Origin of the sequence: Brevibacillus aydinogluensis, from assembly GCF_961514395.1 — a bacterium.
Lineage (GTDB): Bacteria > Bacillota > Bacilli > Brevibacillales > Brevibacillaceae > Brevibacillus > Brevibacillus aydinogluensis.
This window is the reverse complement of record NZ_OY569118.1, coordinates 2,095,519-2,112,832: the sequence shown is the minus strand read 5'-3', so window position 1 is coordinate 2,112,832 and position 17,314 is coordinate 2,095,519. Positions and strand designations below refer to the sequence as shown.

Genomic DNA, 17,314 nt, shown 5'->3' with positions numbered 1-17,314 from the left:
GGGAGGATCGCGACCTGGCTTTTACTCCTAACGGACAACGGAATGAAAACGCTGCGAGAACGGGAGTGCAGTCGATCCGACGACTGCCTCCCTTTTGTTTTGGGGCGAGCGCCTCTGACCATACTGTAAGACGAGGAGGTGCCGTCATGTTTGTAGAAGTGCGGCAAGAACGGGGGCGTGTCAGCTTGTATGTGATGGGAGCAAAGCTGGTGCGGCATCCGGACGACTTTTTTTGGCTCCCGGGAAGGCTGGTCGCGGCGTTGAAACCTGCCGATCTCCCGGCGGGTATCCGCTTTGCCATCGAAGACCACCTGCCTTCCGGACGCGGCTTCTATCGGGAGGATCGCGTCGCGTTTCAGCGCGATCACGACTCCGCTCGTCTGTTGGTGGAAGTCACCTCGCAATACGATCCACAGGCGTGGGACGGGATATTTCCCCTCTCCGACACGCTGCGGGCACGGCAGAGCGTCATCATCGGGAAAAGGGACCTGCAGGTGACGGCTCACCAATTGGACGCAGCGGCAGGCATGCTCTATTACCAGTTTTACTGGCCGGCCGGCGGGGAGCGCGATCTGGAAACCGTATTGGATTCGCTGCGCGACACCGTCTGCGCCCTGGAGGCGGAGGGCAATGCCCGGCTCTGGTACGGCGCTGTATGGGGCAGCGGGGAAACAGAGTAGCTGTCCAGCCAAAAATTGGCGTGATATAGTAAGGAGGAGAAGCCAGCACCAACAGATATAAAGGAGCGAATAGACATGGAACAGATCCGCAACATTTACTGCGTAGGGCGCAACTACCGTCTGCATGCGGCCGAACTGGGCAATGCCGTTCCGGAGTATCCGATGCTGTTCAGCAAGCCGACGCATGCGCTCGCATACGCAAACGGGCAGCAGCTGGAGCTGCCGGGCAGCCGCGGCGAGCTTCACTACGAGGCCGAACTGGTGATTCGCATCGCCCGGCCGTACGAACCGGGCCTGACGCTGGAGGAGATGGTGGATCAGATCGCCCTGGGGATAGACTTCACGCTGCGGGATGTGCAATCCGAATTAAAAAAGAAAGGACATCCCTGGCTGTTGGCCAAAGGATTCCGCAATTCTGCCGTCTTGACGGCATTTCGGCCGTTTCCGGGGTTGGCAGCTTGTCACGCCACCGATTTTTCTCTGAAAAAAAACGGGGAGGAAGTCCAGCGGGGAAACATCCGCGACGTCATCTTTGACCTGATGACCATCATTCGCTACACGCATGAGCATTTTGGCGTGGGCGAAGGAGACGTAATCTTCACAGGGACCCCGGCCGGCGTCGGTCCGGTGGCGGACAACGACCGCTTCGCGCTGCTGTGGGGCGGCGAAACATGGGGAAGTTTTACAGCCAAGCTGGTGTAATCTTGTAATCGTGTGACAACCATGCAGCCATCTCGTTGCCTGTTTGTGGCAATAGATGGCTGTTTTTTTGGTGTGAAACGACCTTGTCCAAATGGGGCTGCCCACAGATGAACAGCGGTGTGCAGCGCTGTCCTGTCACGTAGCAGTGCAGCTGGTTCCAAGGTCCCAATTACCGCATTGGAAAATTTTTAGGGGTTATCTGCCTGTTTTTCCTACGTTACCCTTGTCCATGTACCCCTTGACCGGGATCACATCATGACAAGGAGGAAAAGAGGATGACGAAACGGGATTGGATAAGGAAATCAACGATCGGCCTCTTGCTGAGTACATCCCTGTTGCTGGGTGGTCAGGTCGGACAAGCAGCAGCATATTCGCAAAATTCTGCCATGTCCGAAACGATTGTGCAGACGGCCAAATCCTTGATCGGAAAAGACTACCAATACAAGGCGGAAGGACCGGAATCGTTTGGTTCCGCGCAGTTTGCAACTTACGTCTACAGACAGGCGGGTATGCGTATCGCCAATACGATGACGGCTCTGTACAGCGGCGGTACCCCGGTGAGCAGGAATGAACTGCAGGCGGGTGACCTGCTCTTCTTCTCGTCCAGCGGCGGCAGTAAACCGACGTATATGGGCATCTACATCGGCGGCGGCCAGTTCGTCTATTCGTCCCAACGCGAGGATCAGGTCGTTCTCAAGCAGCTCTCCGGTTACGACAGCAAGTTTCTGGGGGCCCGCCGCTATGTGGCGACGGCGTCAGCTGCGCCGAAAGCGTCGAGCAGTAACGAGAGTGTGAGCAGCATCGCGGACCAGATCATCCGCATCGGCGAAAAGTACCTGGGGACGCCGTACAAGTATGGTTCCAGCAGCAATACGACCAGTACGTTTGACTGCTCGTCGTTTACCCAGCGCGTATTCAGGGAAGCAGGCATCACCCTGCCTCGCGATTCCCGCCAGCAGTCGACTGTCGGCAAAACCGTATCCAAAAGCCAGCTGAAAAAAGGAGATCTCATCTTCATGCGCAGTTCCGGCAGCAGTTCAGACCGGATCACGCACGTGGCCATTTACGCAGGGGACGGAAAAATTCTGCACACCTATGGCAAGCCGGGGGTCACGTACTCCACATTCTTTGGCACCAATTGGGAAAAACGCGTCGTCACGATCAAACGCGTCATTCCGGAATAACGAGCGGACAGGCTTTGCTCTCGCGCGGCGGCGCGGGAGCTTTTTTCTTCTTTGCCAGGCAGTTTGTTTGAACCAGGCAGTACCTTTGATCGGAAAAGTCGAATGATTTTCCAAAAAGGGAAAATTGAAAAAATGAAGAAGTAACCCTATATACCTGTTTGAAATGGGGGAATGTTCATGCAGCTTACAATGCCGGAACGATACAATTTTGCCGCACAGGTGGATGAGTGGGCCAACCGCCACCCCGACAAGCCGGCCGTGTGGGAAGTTGCCAATGACGGTCAGGAAACCATCGTTTCGTACGGCGAACTGCGCCGTTTTTCCAACCGCATCGCCAACGGATTGCAGTCGCTCGGGATTTCCCGGGGGGACAAGGTTCTCGTGCTCGTTCCGCGAGGCAAGGAAGCGTACGGGCTGTACCTTGGGCTGCTCAAGTTGGGGGCAGTGATCATTCCTGGTTCCGAGATGCTGCGCGGCAAAGATATCGAATACCGCGTCAATCACGCACCGGCCAAGGCTGTGATCGGCTTTGACGGCATCGTGGAAGAAGTAGACGGGATTCGCGGCCAATGTCCATCGCTTACGGTACTGGTCACCATCGGCAAGGCGCGCGAAGGTTGGATTGCCCTGACTGAACTGTTGGGCGAACAATCCGATGAATTTGTCTGTGCCGATACGCGTTCGGACGAACTGGCCTTTTTGTCGTACACGTCGGGCACGACCGGCGGTCCCAAGGGCGTGATGCACGTGCATGGCTGGCCGTACGCTCACCTGGAAGTGGCCGCCAAGCTGTGGCTGGATGTGCGTGAGGAGGACCTCGTTTGGGCGACGGCCGGACCCGGCTGGGCCAAATGGGTGTGGAGCCCGTTCGTCTCCACGCTGGGCATGGGTGCGACCGCATTCGTGTACAAGGGACGCTTCGACCCGACCGCCTATCTCACGCTGATGCAGCAGTACCCCATTACCGTCCTGTGTGCCACGCCGACCGAGTACCGGCTGATGGCCAAAGTCTCCGGTCTGGAACAATACCGGCTGAAGGCGCTGCGGACGGCATGTTCCGCCGGCGAACCGCTCAACCGGGAAGTGATTGACACCTTCCGCCGAGTCTTTTCCATCACTGTGCGCGACGGATACGGCCAGACGGAAAACACGCTCCTGATCGGGACGTTTGCCGGCATGGACCCCAAGCCCGGTTCGATGGGCCGCCCTTCTCCCGTCGTCCGCGTGGCCATCGTCGATGAGGAAGGGAACGAGGTGCCCCAAGGCAGCGTGGGGGACATCGCCATCGACCGCGGGATGATCGCCCTGTTCAAGGGTTATCTAAACGATCCGGAGCGAACGGCCAAGGCTTTTCGCGGCAATTGGTACATCACCGGCGACCAGGGACGCATGGACGAGGACGGCTACATCTGGTTCGAGGGCCGCGCCGACGACATCATCATCTCCGGCGGATACACGATCGGCCCGTTTGAAGTGGAGGATGCCCTGGTCAAGCATCCGGCAGTAGCGGAATGCGCCGCTGTCGCCAGTCCGGACCCGGAACGCGGCCACGTCGTCAAAGCGTTTGTCGTGCTGAAACAGGGAGCCTCGCCGTCCGATGCGCTGGTCAGTGAGCTGCAGGAACACGTCAAGAAACTGACTGCCCCCTATAAATACCCGCGCAAGATCGAATTCGTCGCCGATCTGCCCAAGACCACGTCCGGCAAAATCCGCCGCGTCGAGCTTCGGCAGATGGAAAGCAACCGGATGCGCACGTGACAGCGGCCGCACATCCATCCAAGCACAACAGGTCCGAACGCCAGCATGGCCGGACCTGTTTTTCATGCCGCACACTGTCGCCGCCGAAGTGGAGTGGGGCCCGCTGCGGCAAGCAGGTCTTGCTCATTTGAAACCCCTAGGATTCCTCCGTCGGATCGTGCGTCTCTGTTGTATCGGGGGAGAGCGTGCCCACCGTTCGGGTCGTCCGGTTGACCGCTTCGCTCAAGGCATCTTCCAGCACATGAGCGTACTGCATCGTCGTTTCCAGTTTGGAGTGGCCCAACTGTGCCTGAAGCTGGTGCGGATCGGGGTTAAGCCGGAGAAACTGGGTGGCAAAACTGTGCCGAAGCTTGTGAACGGACAGGTCGGGAATGCCAAACGCCTGGGCGTATTTTTTCACCAGCTTTTGCACGGAGCGCACCTCGATCCGATGACCGTGCGGTTTGGTCGGCGATACGGCAAGAAACACCGCCTGTTCCCCTGCGGCCGGTTGGTACTTGCTCCTCACCTGCAGGTAGCGCTGCAGGTACTCTTTGCCCCAGTCGCTGAAAAACGGCGCGTCTTCCTTTTTTCCTTTCCGCACCATTTTGAGCTGGTTTTTTTCCAGCACCACGTCGGACAGATTGAGGTTGACGATTTCCGATACGCGAAACCCCCCGGACAGGATCAGGGCGATGATCGCTGCGTCCCGATCGCGGTTCTGGTAATGGTACTGCTGTTTTTTTGTGGTCGTGCAGTGGGCCAGATAGCCGTTGTAGACAAAGTCGACGAACTGGTGTATCTCCCCGTCGATCAAGATCTTGGCGCGCATGGCGTGAGCCCGGGCGAGCGGGGTCAGTTCGTCCGCCTCCACCTCGATTTTGGCCATGACGTTGCGGGTGAGGTAGGATTCACCGTTTTCGTCTTCCGCCAGCGACGCCAGGTAATGGAACAGCGACTTCAGACTGGAGATTTTCCGCTTGATCGTCTGATCGCTGTACTCCCGGCGGGAACTGCGCGTGGGCTTGTCCAAGAGAGCGGCCCGCTCGTAGAGGTGGGATTCCTGCAGGTAAAGGATGTAGCTCTCCACGGTTTCCTTTTTCAAGTCGTTCAGCACGTGCAGCGGAATCTGCTTCATCTCCGGCGCGTCGGTCAACCCCTCGGCCATCAACCAGCGAAAAAAGAAGGCGAAGTCGCGCAAATACCCCAACAGCGTGGAAGGGGAGTGTTTTTTCGCCTTCTTGTGCTCCACGAACTTTTCCACGTACCAGGGAAACAAAGGGATGGTCTTTAAGAGCTGCAGAGCGTCACGCTGTTTGGTCACCGTCATGTTCACATCACCATTCTCGTCTAAGATACCGAACATATATTCTAGCAAAAAGAGGATAGGTTGAGAATTGCCTTTTGCCGGCCTGCAGCCGAACAACCGAGCGGGCATCAGGTACATGCGAACAGACGCCGCTGGGTATGGTAAACATGCTGCCATGAGTTGATAGCGCTTACTTTTTTGTCTTTGTCATATGGACATTTTGTGAAAACAATGATATCGTTGTAGTAAAGAACATTGATTTATCGCTTTTTTCAAACGGATAAAACGTCTTTTCCACGAGGACATTTGTGCATCGGATTGCGACTGTTTGTGAGAAATCAGATGGTCCGTCGCGAAAAAGACGATCCGGTCAGGAGGGATTTATCTTGGCAAGCAAGGTGTTGGAACAATTTCTTCACGAGAATTTGGCCGACTTGAAAAGCAAAGGGCTGTACAACGTAATCGATCCTCTGCAAAGCGCTAACGGCCCCGTCATTACCATTTCCGGAAAAGAACTGATCAATCTGTCGTCCAATAACTATCTGGGGTTGGCCACGGATCAGCGCTTGATCGACGCTGCGGTCAAGGCCGCTCAAACGTACGGCGTCGGCGCAGGTGCGGTGCGGACGATCAACGGTACGCTGGAGCTGCACGTTCAGCTCGAAGAAAAGCTGGCCGCTTTCAAGCACACGGAAGCCGCCATTGCCTATCAATCCGGGTTTAACTGCAACATGGCCGCGATCTCCGCAGTCATGGACAAGAACGACGCGATCCTGTCCGACGAACTGAACCACGCGTCCATTATTGACGGCTGCCGGCTGTCCAAGGCGCAGATCATCCGGTTCAACCACTCCGACATCGACGATCTGCGGGCCAAGGCCAAGGAAGCGAAGGAATCGGGCAAATACAAAAAGATCATGGTGATCACTGACGGTGTCTTCTCCATGGACGGCGACATTGCCAAGCTGCCGGAAATCGTCGAGGTGGCGGAAGAATTTGACCTGATCACCTACGTCGACGACGCGCACGGTTCCGGGGTTCTCGGCAACGGCGCAGGCACAGTCAAGCATTTCGGCCTGTCGGATAAGATCGACTTCCAGATCGGGACACTTTCCAAGGCGATCGGCGTGGTCGGCGGATACGTGGCCGGCCGCAAGGAGCTGATCGACTGGCTGAAGGTGCGTTCTCGCCCGTTCCTGTTCTCCACGGCACTGACGCCGGCAGACGTGGCCGCTTGCATTACTGCCATTGACATTCTGCAAAACAGCACGGAACTGCAGGAGCGCCTGTGGGAAAACGGCAACTACCTGAAGAACGGCCTGAAAGCGCTGGGCTTTGACATCGGACACAGCGAGACGCCGATCACCCCTTGTATCATTGGTGACGAACAGCAGACTCAGGAGTTCAGCAAACGCTTGTATGAAGCGGGCGTTTACGCGAAGGCGATCGTCTTCCCGACGGTGCCAAGAGGCACGGGGCGTGTGCGCAACATGCCGACGGCCGCCCATACGAAAGAAATGCTGGACCGCGCGTTGGACATCTACGAAAAAGTGGGCAAAGAAATGGGGATTTTGAAATGAAAAGGATACTGATTACCGGGGCCCTCGGACAAATCGGCTCCGAACTCACCATGAAACTGCGCGACGTATATGGAGCAGATAACGTCATCGCCACTGACATCCGCCAGCCGGAGGACAACCCGGTAGTGCAGTCCGGTCCGTTTGCCATCCTGGACGTGATGGATGACAAGGCCATGTTTGAGCTTGCACGCACGCACAAGGTGGATACGATCATTCACCTGGCTGCACTGCTCTCCGCTACGGCGGAGGCCAAACCGCTCCTGGCCTGGAATCTCAATATGGGCGGTCTGGTCAATGCGCTGGAGGTGGCCCGCGAACTGAACTGCAAGTTCTTTACGCCCAGCTCCATCGGCGCGTTTGGCCCGACCACACCGAAAGACAACACGCCGCAGGACACCATTCAGCGGCCGACGACCATGTACGGTGTGAACAAGGTGTCCGGCGAGCTGCTGTGCGACTACTACTTCCACAAGTTTGGCGTCGACACCCGCGGCGTCCGTTTCCCCGGCCTGATTTCGTACGTCGCGCCGCCGGGCGGAGGCACGACCGACTACGCGGTGGAGATCTACTACGAAGCGATCCGCCGCGGCGCCTATACCTCCTACATCGCCAAGGATACGTACATGGACATGATGTACATGCCGGACGCGCTGAACGCGATTATTGCGCTGATGGAGGCCGATCCGGCCAAATTGAAGCACCGCAACGCGTTTAACGTCACGGCGATGAGCGTGGAGCCGGAACAGATCGCCGCCGCGATCCGCAAGCACATCCCTGATTTTACGCTGGATTATCAGGTGGACCCGGTGCGCCAGGCGATCGCGGAAAGTTGGCCAAACTCCATTGACGCGTCTGCTGCCCGGGAAGAGTGGGGCTTCAAGGCGGAGTACGATCTGGAGAAGATGACCGAGGACATGCTGGCCAAGCTGCGCGGAAAGCTGCTTCAGGAAATCGGCTGAGCGAACGGCATGCTCCCGAATTTGAATGACAAGTCATCATAAAAACGGCTGTCCGATTGACGGACAGCCGTTTTCTTGCCAGTGAAGATTCTGCAGGGGGCAGGACTCTTTTTGTCGCTACAATTGGACGTTTGCTCTGACCTGCTGCAGGGTAATTGCGTTGGACACCGCTGTCCAAATATCCGGCACCGGCGATCCCACGTACCAAAACGCGAACCCAGCCACTGGCCAGTTCAGACTGGTTTCCACTTTTCGTCCGATGGAACGGCTCTCTTCCATCCAGATCGTGTGCGATACCCCGTTTTTTCGATAACTTACCCGGTACTGGCCAAGTGTGGAATCCCAGCGGATGCTCGCACCGCTGGCAGTGGCCAACTGGTAGGATTGGGGAATGGTCAGGTCGGCGGAGAGCCATTTGCCGTTCGACTGATACCAATCCCGCGTGTAGAGCGGCAGCCCAACGATCAGCTTGCCGGCCGGGACCCGTCCAACCAGTCCCGAGATGCTGTCGGCCAGCCACGGGAGGGAGGAGACGGAACCGGCTTTCGCACCGCCGCTCCAATGCTCTTCATACCCCATCAGCACCAGGTAGTCGGCATGTTGGGCCAATGCGGCGTAATCGTAGGGATCGCTCCAGTCGCTGTGCAAATCGCGCGGCACGTCGACGGAGACAACCGCTCCCTTTGCGTGCAAGGCGGCCGAGAGTTCGCGGACAAATGTGGTGAAGGCGATTCTGTCGGCCGGATACATGTTTTCAAAGTCGACGTTGATCCCGTCCAGCCGGTACGTATCCACGAGCGCAGCCAGCTTGTCCACGAGGGCGTTCATTTTGGCCGGGGTTGACAGGATATCGTGTGTCGCCTTCGCGTCAAAGCGGTTGCCGAACAGCGCCCACACCTTCTTCCCCTTTTCGTGTGCCCATTGGACGAGCGATGGATCGGCGGAATCCGATATGGACCCGTCCGGATTTAGAAAAAACCAGCGGGGCGAGAGCGTATTGACCTCGGAGCCGTTCACCAGGTTGAGAAATTCCTGGGTGGTCGACTGGTACTGCCAGCCGAGGACGACGGGAGGTTTGGGCGGTTGTTTGTCCAGACGCGACAGCACCCGGTGCAGAATGACGGCCGTCTCTTCCCTGCTGATTGGATCAGTGGGGCGGAAGTGACCCGCGTAGCCGACCAGCAGTTTGGTCTTGAGTGCTTCGCTTACGTACGGTTTTGCCCATGCCGCGATTAGGGAGGAATCAGCAACGGGGAGGCTAGGCGTCCCGCTGGGCTTTGTGCCCAACGCCCGCATGATGATTACGGCCGCTTCCTGGCGGGTAAGCGTGCGATTCGGCGCAAAGGTCGTCACACTGGTGCCGTTGACGATGCCCAAGGCAGCAGACGCCTGCACGTCGCCATAGGACCAGACGTATTTCGGCACGTCCGTATAGGCCTGAATCTGGCTGGAGACGGGGCGAATACCCAGTGTGCGGTTCAGCAAGGCGACGAACTCCGCCCGTTTGACGGACTGGTGGGGGCGGAAATAGCCGTCAGGGTCGCCGACAATCACGCCGGCCTTCACCAGCGACAGGATCTGCTCTTCCGCATAGCTGTCGGCAATGTCTTTCAGCGGCATGGTTTTGGCTGTCGACGCGGGCACCGCGATGGTCAAAAACAGGAGGGAAACGATCCACAGAAGCGATAGACTTGTCATATGTACGGTTCTTTTTCGCATAGTTGCACTCACTCAAATAGTCAAATTTTTTTGGCGGCAGACCAATCACATCCAGTGTAAAGGGAACCATGTGCACATTCACCGCTTAATTTCTGGAAATCGAATGAATTCATGGAAATTCGATGCACATTCCGGACTTTTCTCTCTCGGCGGGTATGGTATCATGAAAATACGGCTGCCAGAACGTGAGGAAGGAAAAGGAAGGAACGAGGATATGGAACAGGTGATTATCATCGGAGCCGGACCGTGCGGATTGGCGGCTGCGGTGGAATGCAAGCGGGCAGGGATCGACCCGCTCGTGATTGAAAAAGGGCCCTTGGTCAATTCCATCTACCGGTATCCGACGTACATGATCTTTCACAGCACGCCGGAATTGCTGGAGATCGGCGATATTCCGTTTACCACGGCCAACGAAAAGCCGACCAGACTGGAAGCGCTCAACTACTACCGGCTGGTGGCAACGCGCAATGACCTGCGCGTCCGCTGTTACGAGACGGTGACGGCGGCGGAGCGGACGGCGGACGGGTTTCGGCTGACGACCGTCGACCGGTTTCAGGCGGTGCAGACGTATGAGTGCCGGCGCCTGATCATCGCCACCGGCTATTTTGACAACCCCAACCGCTTGGGCGTGCCGGGCGAGGATCTGCCGAAAGTTTCGTCGTTTTACACGGAAGCCCACCCGTACAGCGGGATGAAAGTGGCGATTGTCGGCGGCAACAACTCGGCGGTGGACGCCGCGCTGGAGCTGGAGCGGGCGGGAGCCGAAGTGACCGTGATTTGCCGCAAGCCGCAGTTGTCCGACCGCGTCAAGGCGTGGACGCGTCCCGTGTTTGAAAGCATGGTGCAGAAAGGCCGGATTCGCATTCTCTACGAAGCGACTGTGCAGGTCATTACAGAGCGGGAAGTCCACATAGTGCAACAGGGAAAAACGCTCACGCTGGAAAACGACTTCGTCTTATCGCTGATCGGATTCCGTCCCGACCGGACGCTGCTGCACGCCCTGGGCGGGAAGATAGACCCCGAAAGCGGCGTACCCGTACACGATCCCGAGACGATGGAGACCAATGTTCCCGGTCTCTACATCGCCGGCGTCATTGCCTCCGGTCACCACGCCAACGCCATCTTCATCGAGAACGGCCGCTTCCACGGCAAGCTGATCGCCCGCCATCTGGCCGGTCAGCTCCAATCGGATGGATAGAAAAAAAGACAACGCGCCCTACCGTACGGGCAAGCGTTGTCTTTTTTCATGCGGCTCGGTGCTGTGGCCGCTTACATCGTCCACTGCAGCTGACGGCCGCCGATCACGTGGTAGTGAATGTGGAAGACGGTCTGCTGGCCGTGCTTGCCGATGTTGGTCACGACGCGGAATCCGTCCTGGTTCACGCCGGTCAGCTCGGCTACTTTTTGCAGACCCAGGTGCAGATGGCCGATCAGCTCCTTGTCTTCCGGCTGAATCTCCATCAGCGAGGAGATGTGCTTCTTCGGAATGACCAGCACATGCACCGGCGCGATCGGATTGATGTCGTGAAACGCCAGGATGTGATCGTCCTCATACACCTTTTTCGACGGCAGTTCTCCCTGCACGATTTTGCAAAAAATGCAATCCATTGCGGCATCCTTCCTTTTTTGTTTTTCTCTCTTATATTGGATGAGATTCGCCATAAACATCCTATTTCCTGTCGGATGATGAGGCCGCGTGCAAGCGTTTTTACCTTGCAATCTTCCTCCATTTGGTTATAATGAGGGTGAGAAGTTCATTGATGCTTGCAGGAATGCACTCATTTCTGGCACATCCTGGCTTCTCAGTTCTTATGGCGGGATTGATAACTGGTATGGAAGATGCTAAGTATTAACCCACCATAAAACAGCTTGAGCGCTTTTTGCAGGCGCGGGTTGTTTTATGGTGGGTTTTTTGCTTCAGAGGAGGGACCGATGGAACAGAAAACAGTGCGATTCCACTTGAATGGTGAGGTACACGAGGCCAAAACAGGCACCCGCGTCCTGGACTACATGCTGGAGAACGGGATCGAACATCCGCACATCTGCTATTCGCCGGTGTTGGGGCCGATTCAGAGCTGCGACACCTGTATGTGCGAGGTCGACGGCAAGATCATGCGCGCCTGCTCGACGACGATCACCGAGGGCATGCAGATCGAGAGCGCATCCGCCCGTGCCCGCGCCGCCCAAATGGAAGCGATGGACCGGGTACTGGAAAACCACATGCTCTACTGTACGGTGTGCGACAACAACAACGGAAACTGCCGCGTGCACAACACGACCGAATTCCTGCACGTGCAGCATCAAAACCGTCCGTTCCGGGAAAAAGGGTACGAAGTCGACATGTCCCACCCGTTTTACCGCTACGATCCCAACCAGTGCATTTTGTGCGGACGCTGCGTCGAGGTGTGTCAGGATCTGCAGGTGAACGAAACGCTGACCATTGACTGGGCGCGGGATATGCCGCGGGTCATCTGGGACGACGACAAGCCGATCAACGAGTCGTCCTGTGTCTCCTGCGGCCAGTGCGTCACCGTATGCCCGTGCAACGCGCTGATGGAGAAGTCGATGCTGGGCCAAGCGGGGTTCATGACCGGCCTGGACAAAGACCTGCTCAATCCGATGATCGATCTGGTCAAGCAAGTGGAGCCGGACTATGGCAGCGTCATGGCCATTTCCGAAATCGAAGCGGCCATGCGTGAGACCCGCACGAAGAAGACCAAGACGGTCTGCACGTTCTGCGGTGTGGGCTGTTCGTTTGAAGTCTGGACGAAAGGACGCCAGATTTTGAAAATTGAACCGACGGAAGATGCGCCGGTCAACAGCGTTTCCACATGCGTCAAAGGCAAGTTCGGCTGGGATTTTGTCAACAGCGACCAGCGCCTGACCACGCCGCTGATCCGCCGAGGGGACGCATTCGTTCCGGCGAGCTGGGACGAAGCACTCACGCTGATCGCCGAGAAACTGGGCGCGATCAAGCAAACGCATGGCGGCAGCGCGCTCGGCTTCATCAGTTCGTCCAAGACGACCAACGAGGAAGCGTACCTGGTGCAGAAGCTGGCCCGTCAGGTATTTGAAACCAACAACGTGGACAACTGCGCCCGTTACTGTCAGACGCCGGCTTCAGACGGGCTGATGAATACGGTGGGCATTGGCGGTGACTCCGGCACGATCAAGGACATCGCATCCGCTGGATTGGTGATCATTGTCGGAGCCAACCCGGCGGAGGGGCATCCGGTGCTTGCCACCCGCATCAAACGGGCGAAGAAGCTGTACGGCCAGAAACTGATCGTCTCCGATCTGCGCAAACACGAGATGGCGGAACGTTCCGACTTGTTCCTGCACCCGCGGCAGGGGACAGACTTTGTCTGGATCACGGCTGTGGCCAAGTACATCATCGATCAGGGATGGCATGACGAAGCCTTTATCAAAGCCCGCGTGAACAACTACGAAGCATACCTGAAACATGTGGAAAAGTACACGCTGGACTATGCGGAAGAGGTGACCGGCATCCCGAAGGAGCAGCTGATCAAAGCCGCGACGATGATTCACGAAGCGGACGGCACGTGCGTGCTGTGGGGAATGGGCGTGACGCAGAATGTCGCCGGTTCGCACACTTCCATGGCGATTGCCAACCTGCTATTGATCACCGGCAACTTCGGCCGTCCGGGGGCGGGCGCCTATCCGCTGCGCGGCCACAACAACGTGCAGGGCACCTGCGACATGGGGGCGCTGCCCAGCTTCCTGCCGGGGTATCAGAGCGTCAAAGATGAGGTGGCCCGGAAGCGATTTGAACACGCTTACGGTGTATCCATTTCCAGCGAGCCGGGACTGACCAGCATTCAAATGCTGGAAGCGATCGAAAAAGGCACGCTGAAAGCGATGTACGTGGTAGGCGAAGACATGGCCTGGGTGGATTCCAACTCCAACCACGTCCATGAGATGTTAAGCCAGCTGGAATTCTTCGTCGTGCAGGACGTCTTTTTCACCAAGACGGCCCAGTTTGCCGACGTGATTTTGCCGGCCGCGCCGTCTCTCGAAAAGGAAGGGACGTTTACCAATACGGAGCGGCGCATTCAGCGTCTGTACCAGGTGTTTGAACCGCTTGGGGATTCCAAGCCGGACTGGTGGATCATTCAGCAAGTCGCCAGACGCATGGGCTACGACTGGAACTACAGCCACCCGAGCGAGATCATGGATGAAATTGCTTCGCTCACGCCGTTTTTTGCCGGCGTCTCCTACGATCGTCTGGAAGGCTGGAACAGCCTGGTGTGGCCGGTTCACCCGGATGGCACGGATGAACCGCTTCTCTACAAGGAGCGCTTCAACTTCCCGGACGGACGGGCGCGCTTGTCGCTGGTGGATTACGTGCCGCCGGTCGAATATCCGGCGGAATTTGACCTCGTCGTCAACAACGGCCGGATGCTGGAACATTTCCACGAGGGCAATCTGACCGGCAAATCTTCAGGTATTACCTACAAGGTGCCGGACGTCTTCGTCGAAGTGTCGCCGGAGCTGGCCCGCGAACGCGGCATCAAGGACGGCACGCTGGTCCGCCTGGTGTCCCCGTACGGCGCGATCAGGCTGCGGGCGGTGGTTACCGATCGCGTCCACGGCAAGGAACTGTTTGTCCCGATGCACTCCGCCAGCCACGAAAACGCGATCAACATCCTGACCGGCAACGCCGTGGACGTGCGGACGCAGACCCCGGCCTACAAGCAGGCCAAGGTACGCATGGAAATCCTCGAACGGGACGGGGAAAATCCGCTGCCGAGATACAATCCGCGCTACGCCAAGCGCAACCCGCAGTTGGGCGTGCAGGTGGAACGCAAATGGGCGCGCAGCGACTACGAGCCCATCGCAGATGTCAACGCGGCAGGAGGTGCGCAATAATGGCAAAACCGACGACGAAAATCGTGCGGCCTGTGCTCACCGAAGCAGAAAAGCAGGCGCAGGCGCTGGAGCAGGTGAAACAAGATGCGGCGCAGCACGCGGAAGGCATCCGCGAAGCGCTGAAACTGCTGCAGGAATTGCATGACAGCGGCATTCTGGAGGCGCTGAAGTCGCTCATCGAAGCAAAGGAAAAGGTGGCCAAGATCGCCGTGGGCCAACTGCTTCGCTCGCCTGTCACCAACTCGATCAACAACGCGATGGCAGCGGCCGAAGCTCTGGCGGAAATCGAGCCGGACATGACCAAAAAGCTGGTCGGCAGTCTGGTCCAAGGGCTGCAGCAGGCCAAAGCAGGGCTCGAACAGGACAGCAAAGTGGGCCTGTTTGACCTGGTCAGAGCGCTGCAGGACCCTGACATTAACCGGGCGATCAGCTTCGGCCTCAACCTGTTGAAAGGCATGGGGCAGGGATTGAAAGAGTAAATGTTGGCATGAGATGTGGTGATTGGATGTCCAGACGTGTGGAACATGAATTCAGCAAGCTCGTACGCGAGATTCGCAAGGAATACGTGGGCTGCGGCCCGCAGCAGATCCGGACGCGATTCGTGGGCCCGTGGGCCATCACCGAGATGACTGGCAACTTGACCGACGTGGAAAAGTGGATGATTGATTCGGAAGAGGGCCGGCGCATCATCCATGAGACGAGAACGAAAATGGTCAAAGACATTTACAAACATGCCGAGGTGGTTGAGAAACTGGAAAAACTGGTCCACGCGAAACTTGTTACGCTGTTTGCGGACATCAATCTCGCAAGCGATGTCGCGATCACGGTGTTCGTATTTGACCGGGATATCCAGTCCGACGCACGATGGTTTGCCCGTTCGTCGGTGTCCCGGAGAACGCCCGTGGGCTCCCCGTAATTGTTGCCCACCAGGAGCATGCGGCCGCGTCTGCATCCAGTCCGGATGTGGGCGCGGCTTTTTTTCGTACGAAAGTAGAGCGCTGGCCGCGTACGTTTCCTGCCAATCTATCTAGTCAAAAGGAACTAGGTGTATAGTAAGGGAAATAATTGAAGAAAATACATAAATATAGGTAATCATTCCCAAGAAAAAAGACTGGACAGCCTATATGATTAGGATATACTTACAGAATTTTCTGTCAAAGAAATCTCCATTCCAGAGAGGAGGGTGCAGGAGTCAAGCGGGTTTTCTCGACAAGGTGAAAGGGAATGTCGCGGCTTTTTCCATTTGCAGTCGACTATGTTCACACACGAGGTGATCCTGTTGAAACTCATCCGCTGGTCGATGCTTCTTCTGTCACTGGCACTGCTGGGTACGATAAGCATGGCGGGTGCGGCCGCTCCCGGATTGGCCAAGGATAAGCCAAACGGCCGCAGCGTCCAGACGGGCATCGAGGTGCTGCTTGACAAACCGGATCTGGTCAAAGGGAAAAGAGTGGGGTTGATCACCAACCCGACCGGTGTTACCAGTGATCTGACGCACGACGTCGATGCCCTGCTGGCCAAAAAAGTGAACCTGGTGGCCGTCTACGGACCGGAGCACGGTATTCGCGGAACAGAACAGGCCGGTTCGGCGCCTGGCACCTACGAAGACCCGAAAACGGGGCTGCCGTTTTACAATCTGTACAACAAGTCGCCGGAAGAGATCGCGCCGCTGTTTCGGGATGTGGATGTCGTGTTGTTTGACATCCAGGATGTCGGTTCCCGATTCTATACCTACATATCAACGATGGCGTACGCGATGAAAGCGGCCGCATTGGAGGACAAACCGTTTATTGTGTTGGACAGACCCAACCCGATCGGCGGGGAAAAAGTGGAGGGCCCCGTTCTCGAGCCCGGTTACGAGTCGTTTGTCGGAATTTACCCCATCCCGATTCGCCACGGTATGACCGTGGGTGAACTGGCCATGCTGTTTAACGATCAGTATCTGGAAAAGGAGATCGGGAAAAAAGCGGATCTCACGGTCGTGAAGATGAAAGGCTGGAAGCGGGACATGTGGTATGATGAAACGGGTCTTCCCTGGGTGCTGCCTTCCCCCAACATGCCGACGTTGGAGACAGCGACGGTCTATCCGGGCAACTGTCTGTTTGAAGCGACCAACCTGTCCGAAGGCCGGGGAACGACGCGGCCCTTTGAACTGATCGGTGCACCGTACATCAAGGCGTGGGAGCTGGCCGATCGGATGAATGCGCGCCGACTGCCTGGCGTCAGCTTCCGCGAGGCGTATTTCAATCCGACGTTTTCCAAGCACGCGGGCGTGAATGTCGGCGGGCTGCAGGTATACGTGACCGACCGGAACAAGTACGATCCGATTCACACAGCTCTCGCCATCATCGAGGAAGTCAAAGACCTGTATCCGGACGACTTCGCCTGGAGAGCCGACAACTGGATCGACAAGTTGACCGGATCGGACAAGGTCCGCAAGGCGATGGACGCAGGCACGCCTGTCGAGGAGATCGTCAAATCGTGGCGGGGTGAATTGGACGCATTCAAGAAACTGCGCAAGTCCTATCTGCTGTACCACTAGGGAGGAGTAGAC

General features: G+C 57.2%; 14 protein-coding genes. 11 read left to right on the top strand and 3 right to left on the bottom strand.

The features are described 5' to 3' along the window. The first annotated feature begins 146 nt into the window (after positions 1 to 146). The 4 genes from Q7F15_RS10315 (at position 147) to Q7F15_RS10300 (ending at position 4,324) form a co-directional block, all read left to right on the top strand. Positions 147 to 680, top strand: coding sequence for a hypothetical protein (locus tag Q7F15_RS10315; RefSeq protein WP_171564866.1), 534 nt, complete (start codon positions 147 to 149; stop codon positions 678 to 680). A 75-nt stretch (positions 681 to 755) separates the two neighbouring features. After that, positions 756 to 1,382, top strand: coding sequence for a fumarylacetoacetate hydrolase family protein (locus Q7F15_RS10310; RefSeq protein WP_212131972.1), 627 nt, complete (start codon positions 756 to 758; stop codon positions 1,380 to 1,382). A gap of 275 nt (positions 1,383 to 1,657) precedes the next feature. Further along, positions 1,658 to 2,566: a C40 family peptidase gene (locus Q7F15_RS10305; RefSeq protein WP_171564864.1), complete on the top strand. Its 909-nt coding sequence runs from the start codon at positions 1,658 to 1,660 to the stop codon at positions 2,564 to 2,566. A 177-nt stretch (positions 2,567 to 2,743) separates the two neighbouring features. Continuing rightward, the gene (locus tag Q7F15_RS10300; protein ID WP_304414324.1) at positions 2,744 to 4,324 is read left to right on the top strand and encodes an acetate--CoA ligase; all 1,581 of its coding nucleotides are present in this window, start codon (positions 2,744 to 2,746) and stop codon (positions 4,322 to 4,324) included. Between the two features lie 136 nt (positions 4,325 to 4,460). Here the strand turns inward: Q7F15_RS10300 and xerS are convergent, their stop codons facing one another. Next, positions 4,461 to 5,633 carry a tyrosine recombinase XerS gene (gene xerS / locus Q7F15_RS10295; RefSeq protein WP_212131970.1) on the bottom strand — a complete coding sequence of 391 codons (1,173 nt, stop codon included), beginning with the start codon at positions 5,631 to 5,633 and terminating at the stop codon, positions 4,461 to 4,463. A 365-nt stretch (positions 5,634 to 5,998) separates the two neighbouring features. On the opposite strand from xerS, the gene Q7F15_RS10290 reads away from it, so the two are divergent. Together Q7F15_RS10290 and Q7F15_RS10285 are read left to right on the top strand one after the other, a co-directional pair. Then, the gene (locus Q7F15_RS10290) at positions 5,999 to 7,192 is read left to right on the top strand and encodes a glycine C-acetyltransferase (RefSeq protein ID WP_171564861.1); all 1,194 of its coding nucleotides are present in this window, start codon (positions 5,999 to 6,001) and stop codon (positions 7,190 to 7,192) included. Further along, positions 7,189 to 8,151: an L-threonine 3-dehydrogenase gene (locus Q7F15_RS10285; protein ID WP_171564860.1), complete on the top strand. Its 963-nt coding sequence runs from the start codon at positions 7,189 to 7,191 to the stop codon at positions 8,149 to 8,151. The genes Q7F15_RS10290 and Q7F15_RS10285 overlap by 4 nt, the downstream gene beginning before the upstream one ends. 117 nt (positions 8,152 to 8,268) lie before the next feature. Here Q7F15_RS10285 and Q7F15_RS10280 read toward each other — a convergent pair whose 3' ends face one another. Next, positions 8,269 to 9,849 (bottom strand): S-layer homology domain-containing protein, encoded by a 1,581-nt coding sequence (locus Q7F15_RS10280; protein ID WP_230076920.1) that lies wholly within the window; start codon positions 9,847 to 9,849, stop codon positions 8,269 to 8,271. A gap of 235 nt (positions 9,850 to 10,084) precedes the next feature. On the opposite strand from Q7F15_RS10280, the gene Q7F15_RS10275 reads away from it, so the two are divergent. Then, complete coding sequence (locus tag Q7F15_RS10275) at positions 10,085 to 11,068, top strand: YpdA family putative bacillithiol disulfide reductase (RefSeq protein ID WP_171564858.1); 984 nt, start codon at positions 10,085 to 10,087, stop codon at positions 11,066 to 11,068. A 71-nt stretch (positions 11,069 to 11,139) separates the two neighbouring features. Here Q7F15_RS10275 and Q7F15_RS10270 read toward each other — a convergent pair whose 3' ends face one another. After that, entirely contained in the window at positions 11,140 to 11,478 is a 339-nt protein-coding gene (locus Q7F15_RS10270) for a histidine triad nucleotide-binding protein (RefSeq protein ID WP_171564857.1), read from the bottom strand. Between the two features lie 324 nt (positions 11,479 to 11,802). Between Q7F15_RS10270 and fdhF the strand changes: the two genes are divergently transcribed. The 4 genes from fdhF (at position 11,803) to Q7F15_RS10250 (ending at position 17,302) form a co-directional block, all read left to right on the top strand. Then, positions 11,803 to 14,760 carry a formate dehydrogenase subunit alpha gene (fdhF, locus tag Q7F15_RS10265; protein WP_304414323.1) on the top strand — a complete coding sequence of 986 codons (2,958 nt, stop codon included), beginning with the start codon at positions 11,803 to 11,805 and terminating at the stop codon, positions 14,758 to 14,760. Next, the gene (locus Q7F15_RS10260; RefSeq protein ID WP_304414322.1) at positions 14,760 to 15,239 is read left to right on the top strand and encodes a helical membrane plugin domain-containing protein; all 480 of its coding nucleotides are present in this window, start codon (positions 14,760 to 14,762) and stop codon (positions 15,237 to 15,239) included. The genes fdhF and Q7F15_RS10260 overlap by 1 nt, the downstream gene beginning before the upstream one ends. 26 nt (positions 15,240 to 15,265) lie before the next feature. Continuing rightward, positions 15,266 to 15,676 carry a Na-translocating system protein MpsC family protein gene (locus Q7F15_RS10255; RefSeq protein WP_171564854.1) on the top strand — a complete coding sequence of 137 codons (411 nt, stop codon included), beginning with the start codon at positions 15,266 to 15,268 and terminating at the stop codon, positions 15,674 to 15,676. A gap of 384 nt (positions 15,677 to 16,060) precedes the next feature. Further along, positions 16,061 to 17,302, top strand: a complete 1,242-nt coding sequence (locus Q7F15_RS10250; protein WP_212132047.1) for an exo-beta-N-acetylmuramidase NamZ family protein — start codon at positions 16,061 to 16,063, stop codon at positions 17,300 to 17,302. Positions 17,303 to 17,314 lie beyond the last annotated feature (12 nt).

Excerpts from the sequence above, each read along its gene's own strand:
- Q7F15_RS10305 (WP_171564864.1), top strand. The coding sequence starts at position 1,658 with ATGACGAAACGGGATTGGATAAGGAAATCAACGATCGGCCTCTTGCTG.
- xerS (WP_212131970.1), bottom strand. The coding sequence starts at position 5,633 with ATGACGGTGACCAAACAGCGTGACGCTCTGCAGCTCTTAAAGACCATC.
- Q7F15_RS10315 (WP_171564866.1), top strand. The coding sequence starts at position 147 with ATGTTTGTAGAAGTGCGGCAAGAACGGGGGCGTGTCAGCTTGTATGTG.
- Q7F15_RS10275 (WP_171564858.1), top strand. The coding sequence starts at position 10,085 with ATGGAACAGGTGATTATCATCGGAGCCGGACCGTGCGGATTGGCGGCT.
- Q7F15_RS10280 (WP_230076920.1), bottom strand. The coding sequence starts at position 9,849 with ATGACAAGTCTATCGCTTCTGTGGATCGTTTCCCTCCTGTTTTTGACC.
- Q7F15_RS10260 (WP_304414322.1), top strand. The coding sequence starts at position 14,760 with ATGGCAAAACCGACGACGAAAATCGTGCGGCCTGTGCTCACCGAAGCA.
- Q7F15_RS10285 (WP_171564860.1), top strand. The coding sequence starts at position 7,189 with ATGAAAAGGATACTGATTACCGGGGCCCTCGGACAAATCGGCTCCGAA.
- fdhF (WP_304414323.1), top strand. The coding sequence starts at position 11,803 with ATGGAACAGAAAACAGTGCGATTCCACTTGAATGGTGAGGTACACGAG.
- Q7F15_RS10250 (WP_212132047.1), top strand. The coding sequence starts at position 16,061 with ATGCTTCTTCTGTCACTGGCACTGCTGGGTACGATAAGCATGGCGGGT.
- Q7F15_RS10310 (WP_212131972.1), top strand. The coding sequence starts at position 756 with ATGGAACAGATCCGCAACATTTACTGCGTAGGGCGCAACTACCGTCTG.
- Q7F15_RS10300 (WP_304414324.1), top strand. The coding sequence starts at position 2,744 with ATGCAGCTTACAATGCCGGAACGATACAATTTTGCCGCACAGGTGGAT.
- Q7F15_RS10270 (WP_171564857.1), bottom strand. The coding sequence starts at position 11,478 with ATGGATTGCATTTTTTGCAAAATCGTGCAGGGAGAACTGCCGTCGAAA.
- Q7F15_RS10255 (WP_171564854.1), top strand. The coding sequence starts at position 15,266 with ATGTCCAGACGTGTGGAACATGAATTCAGCAAGCTCGTACGCGAGATT.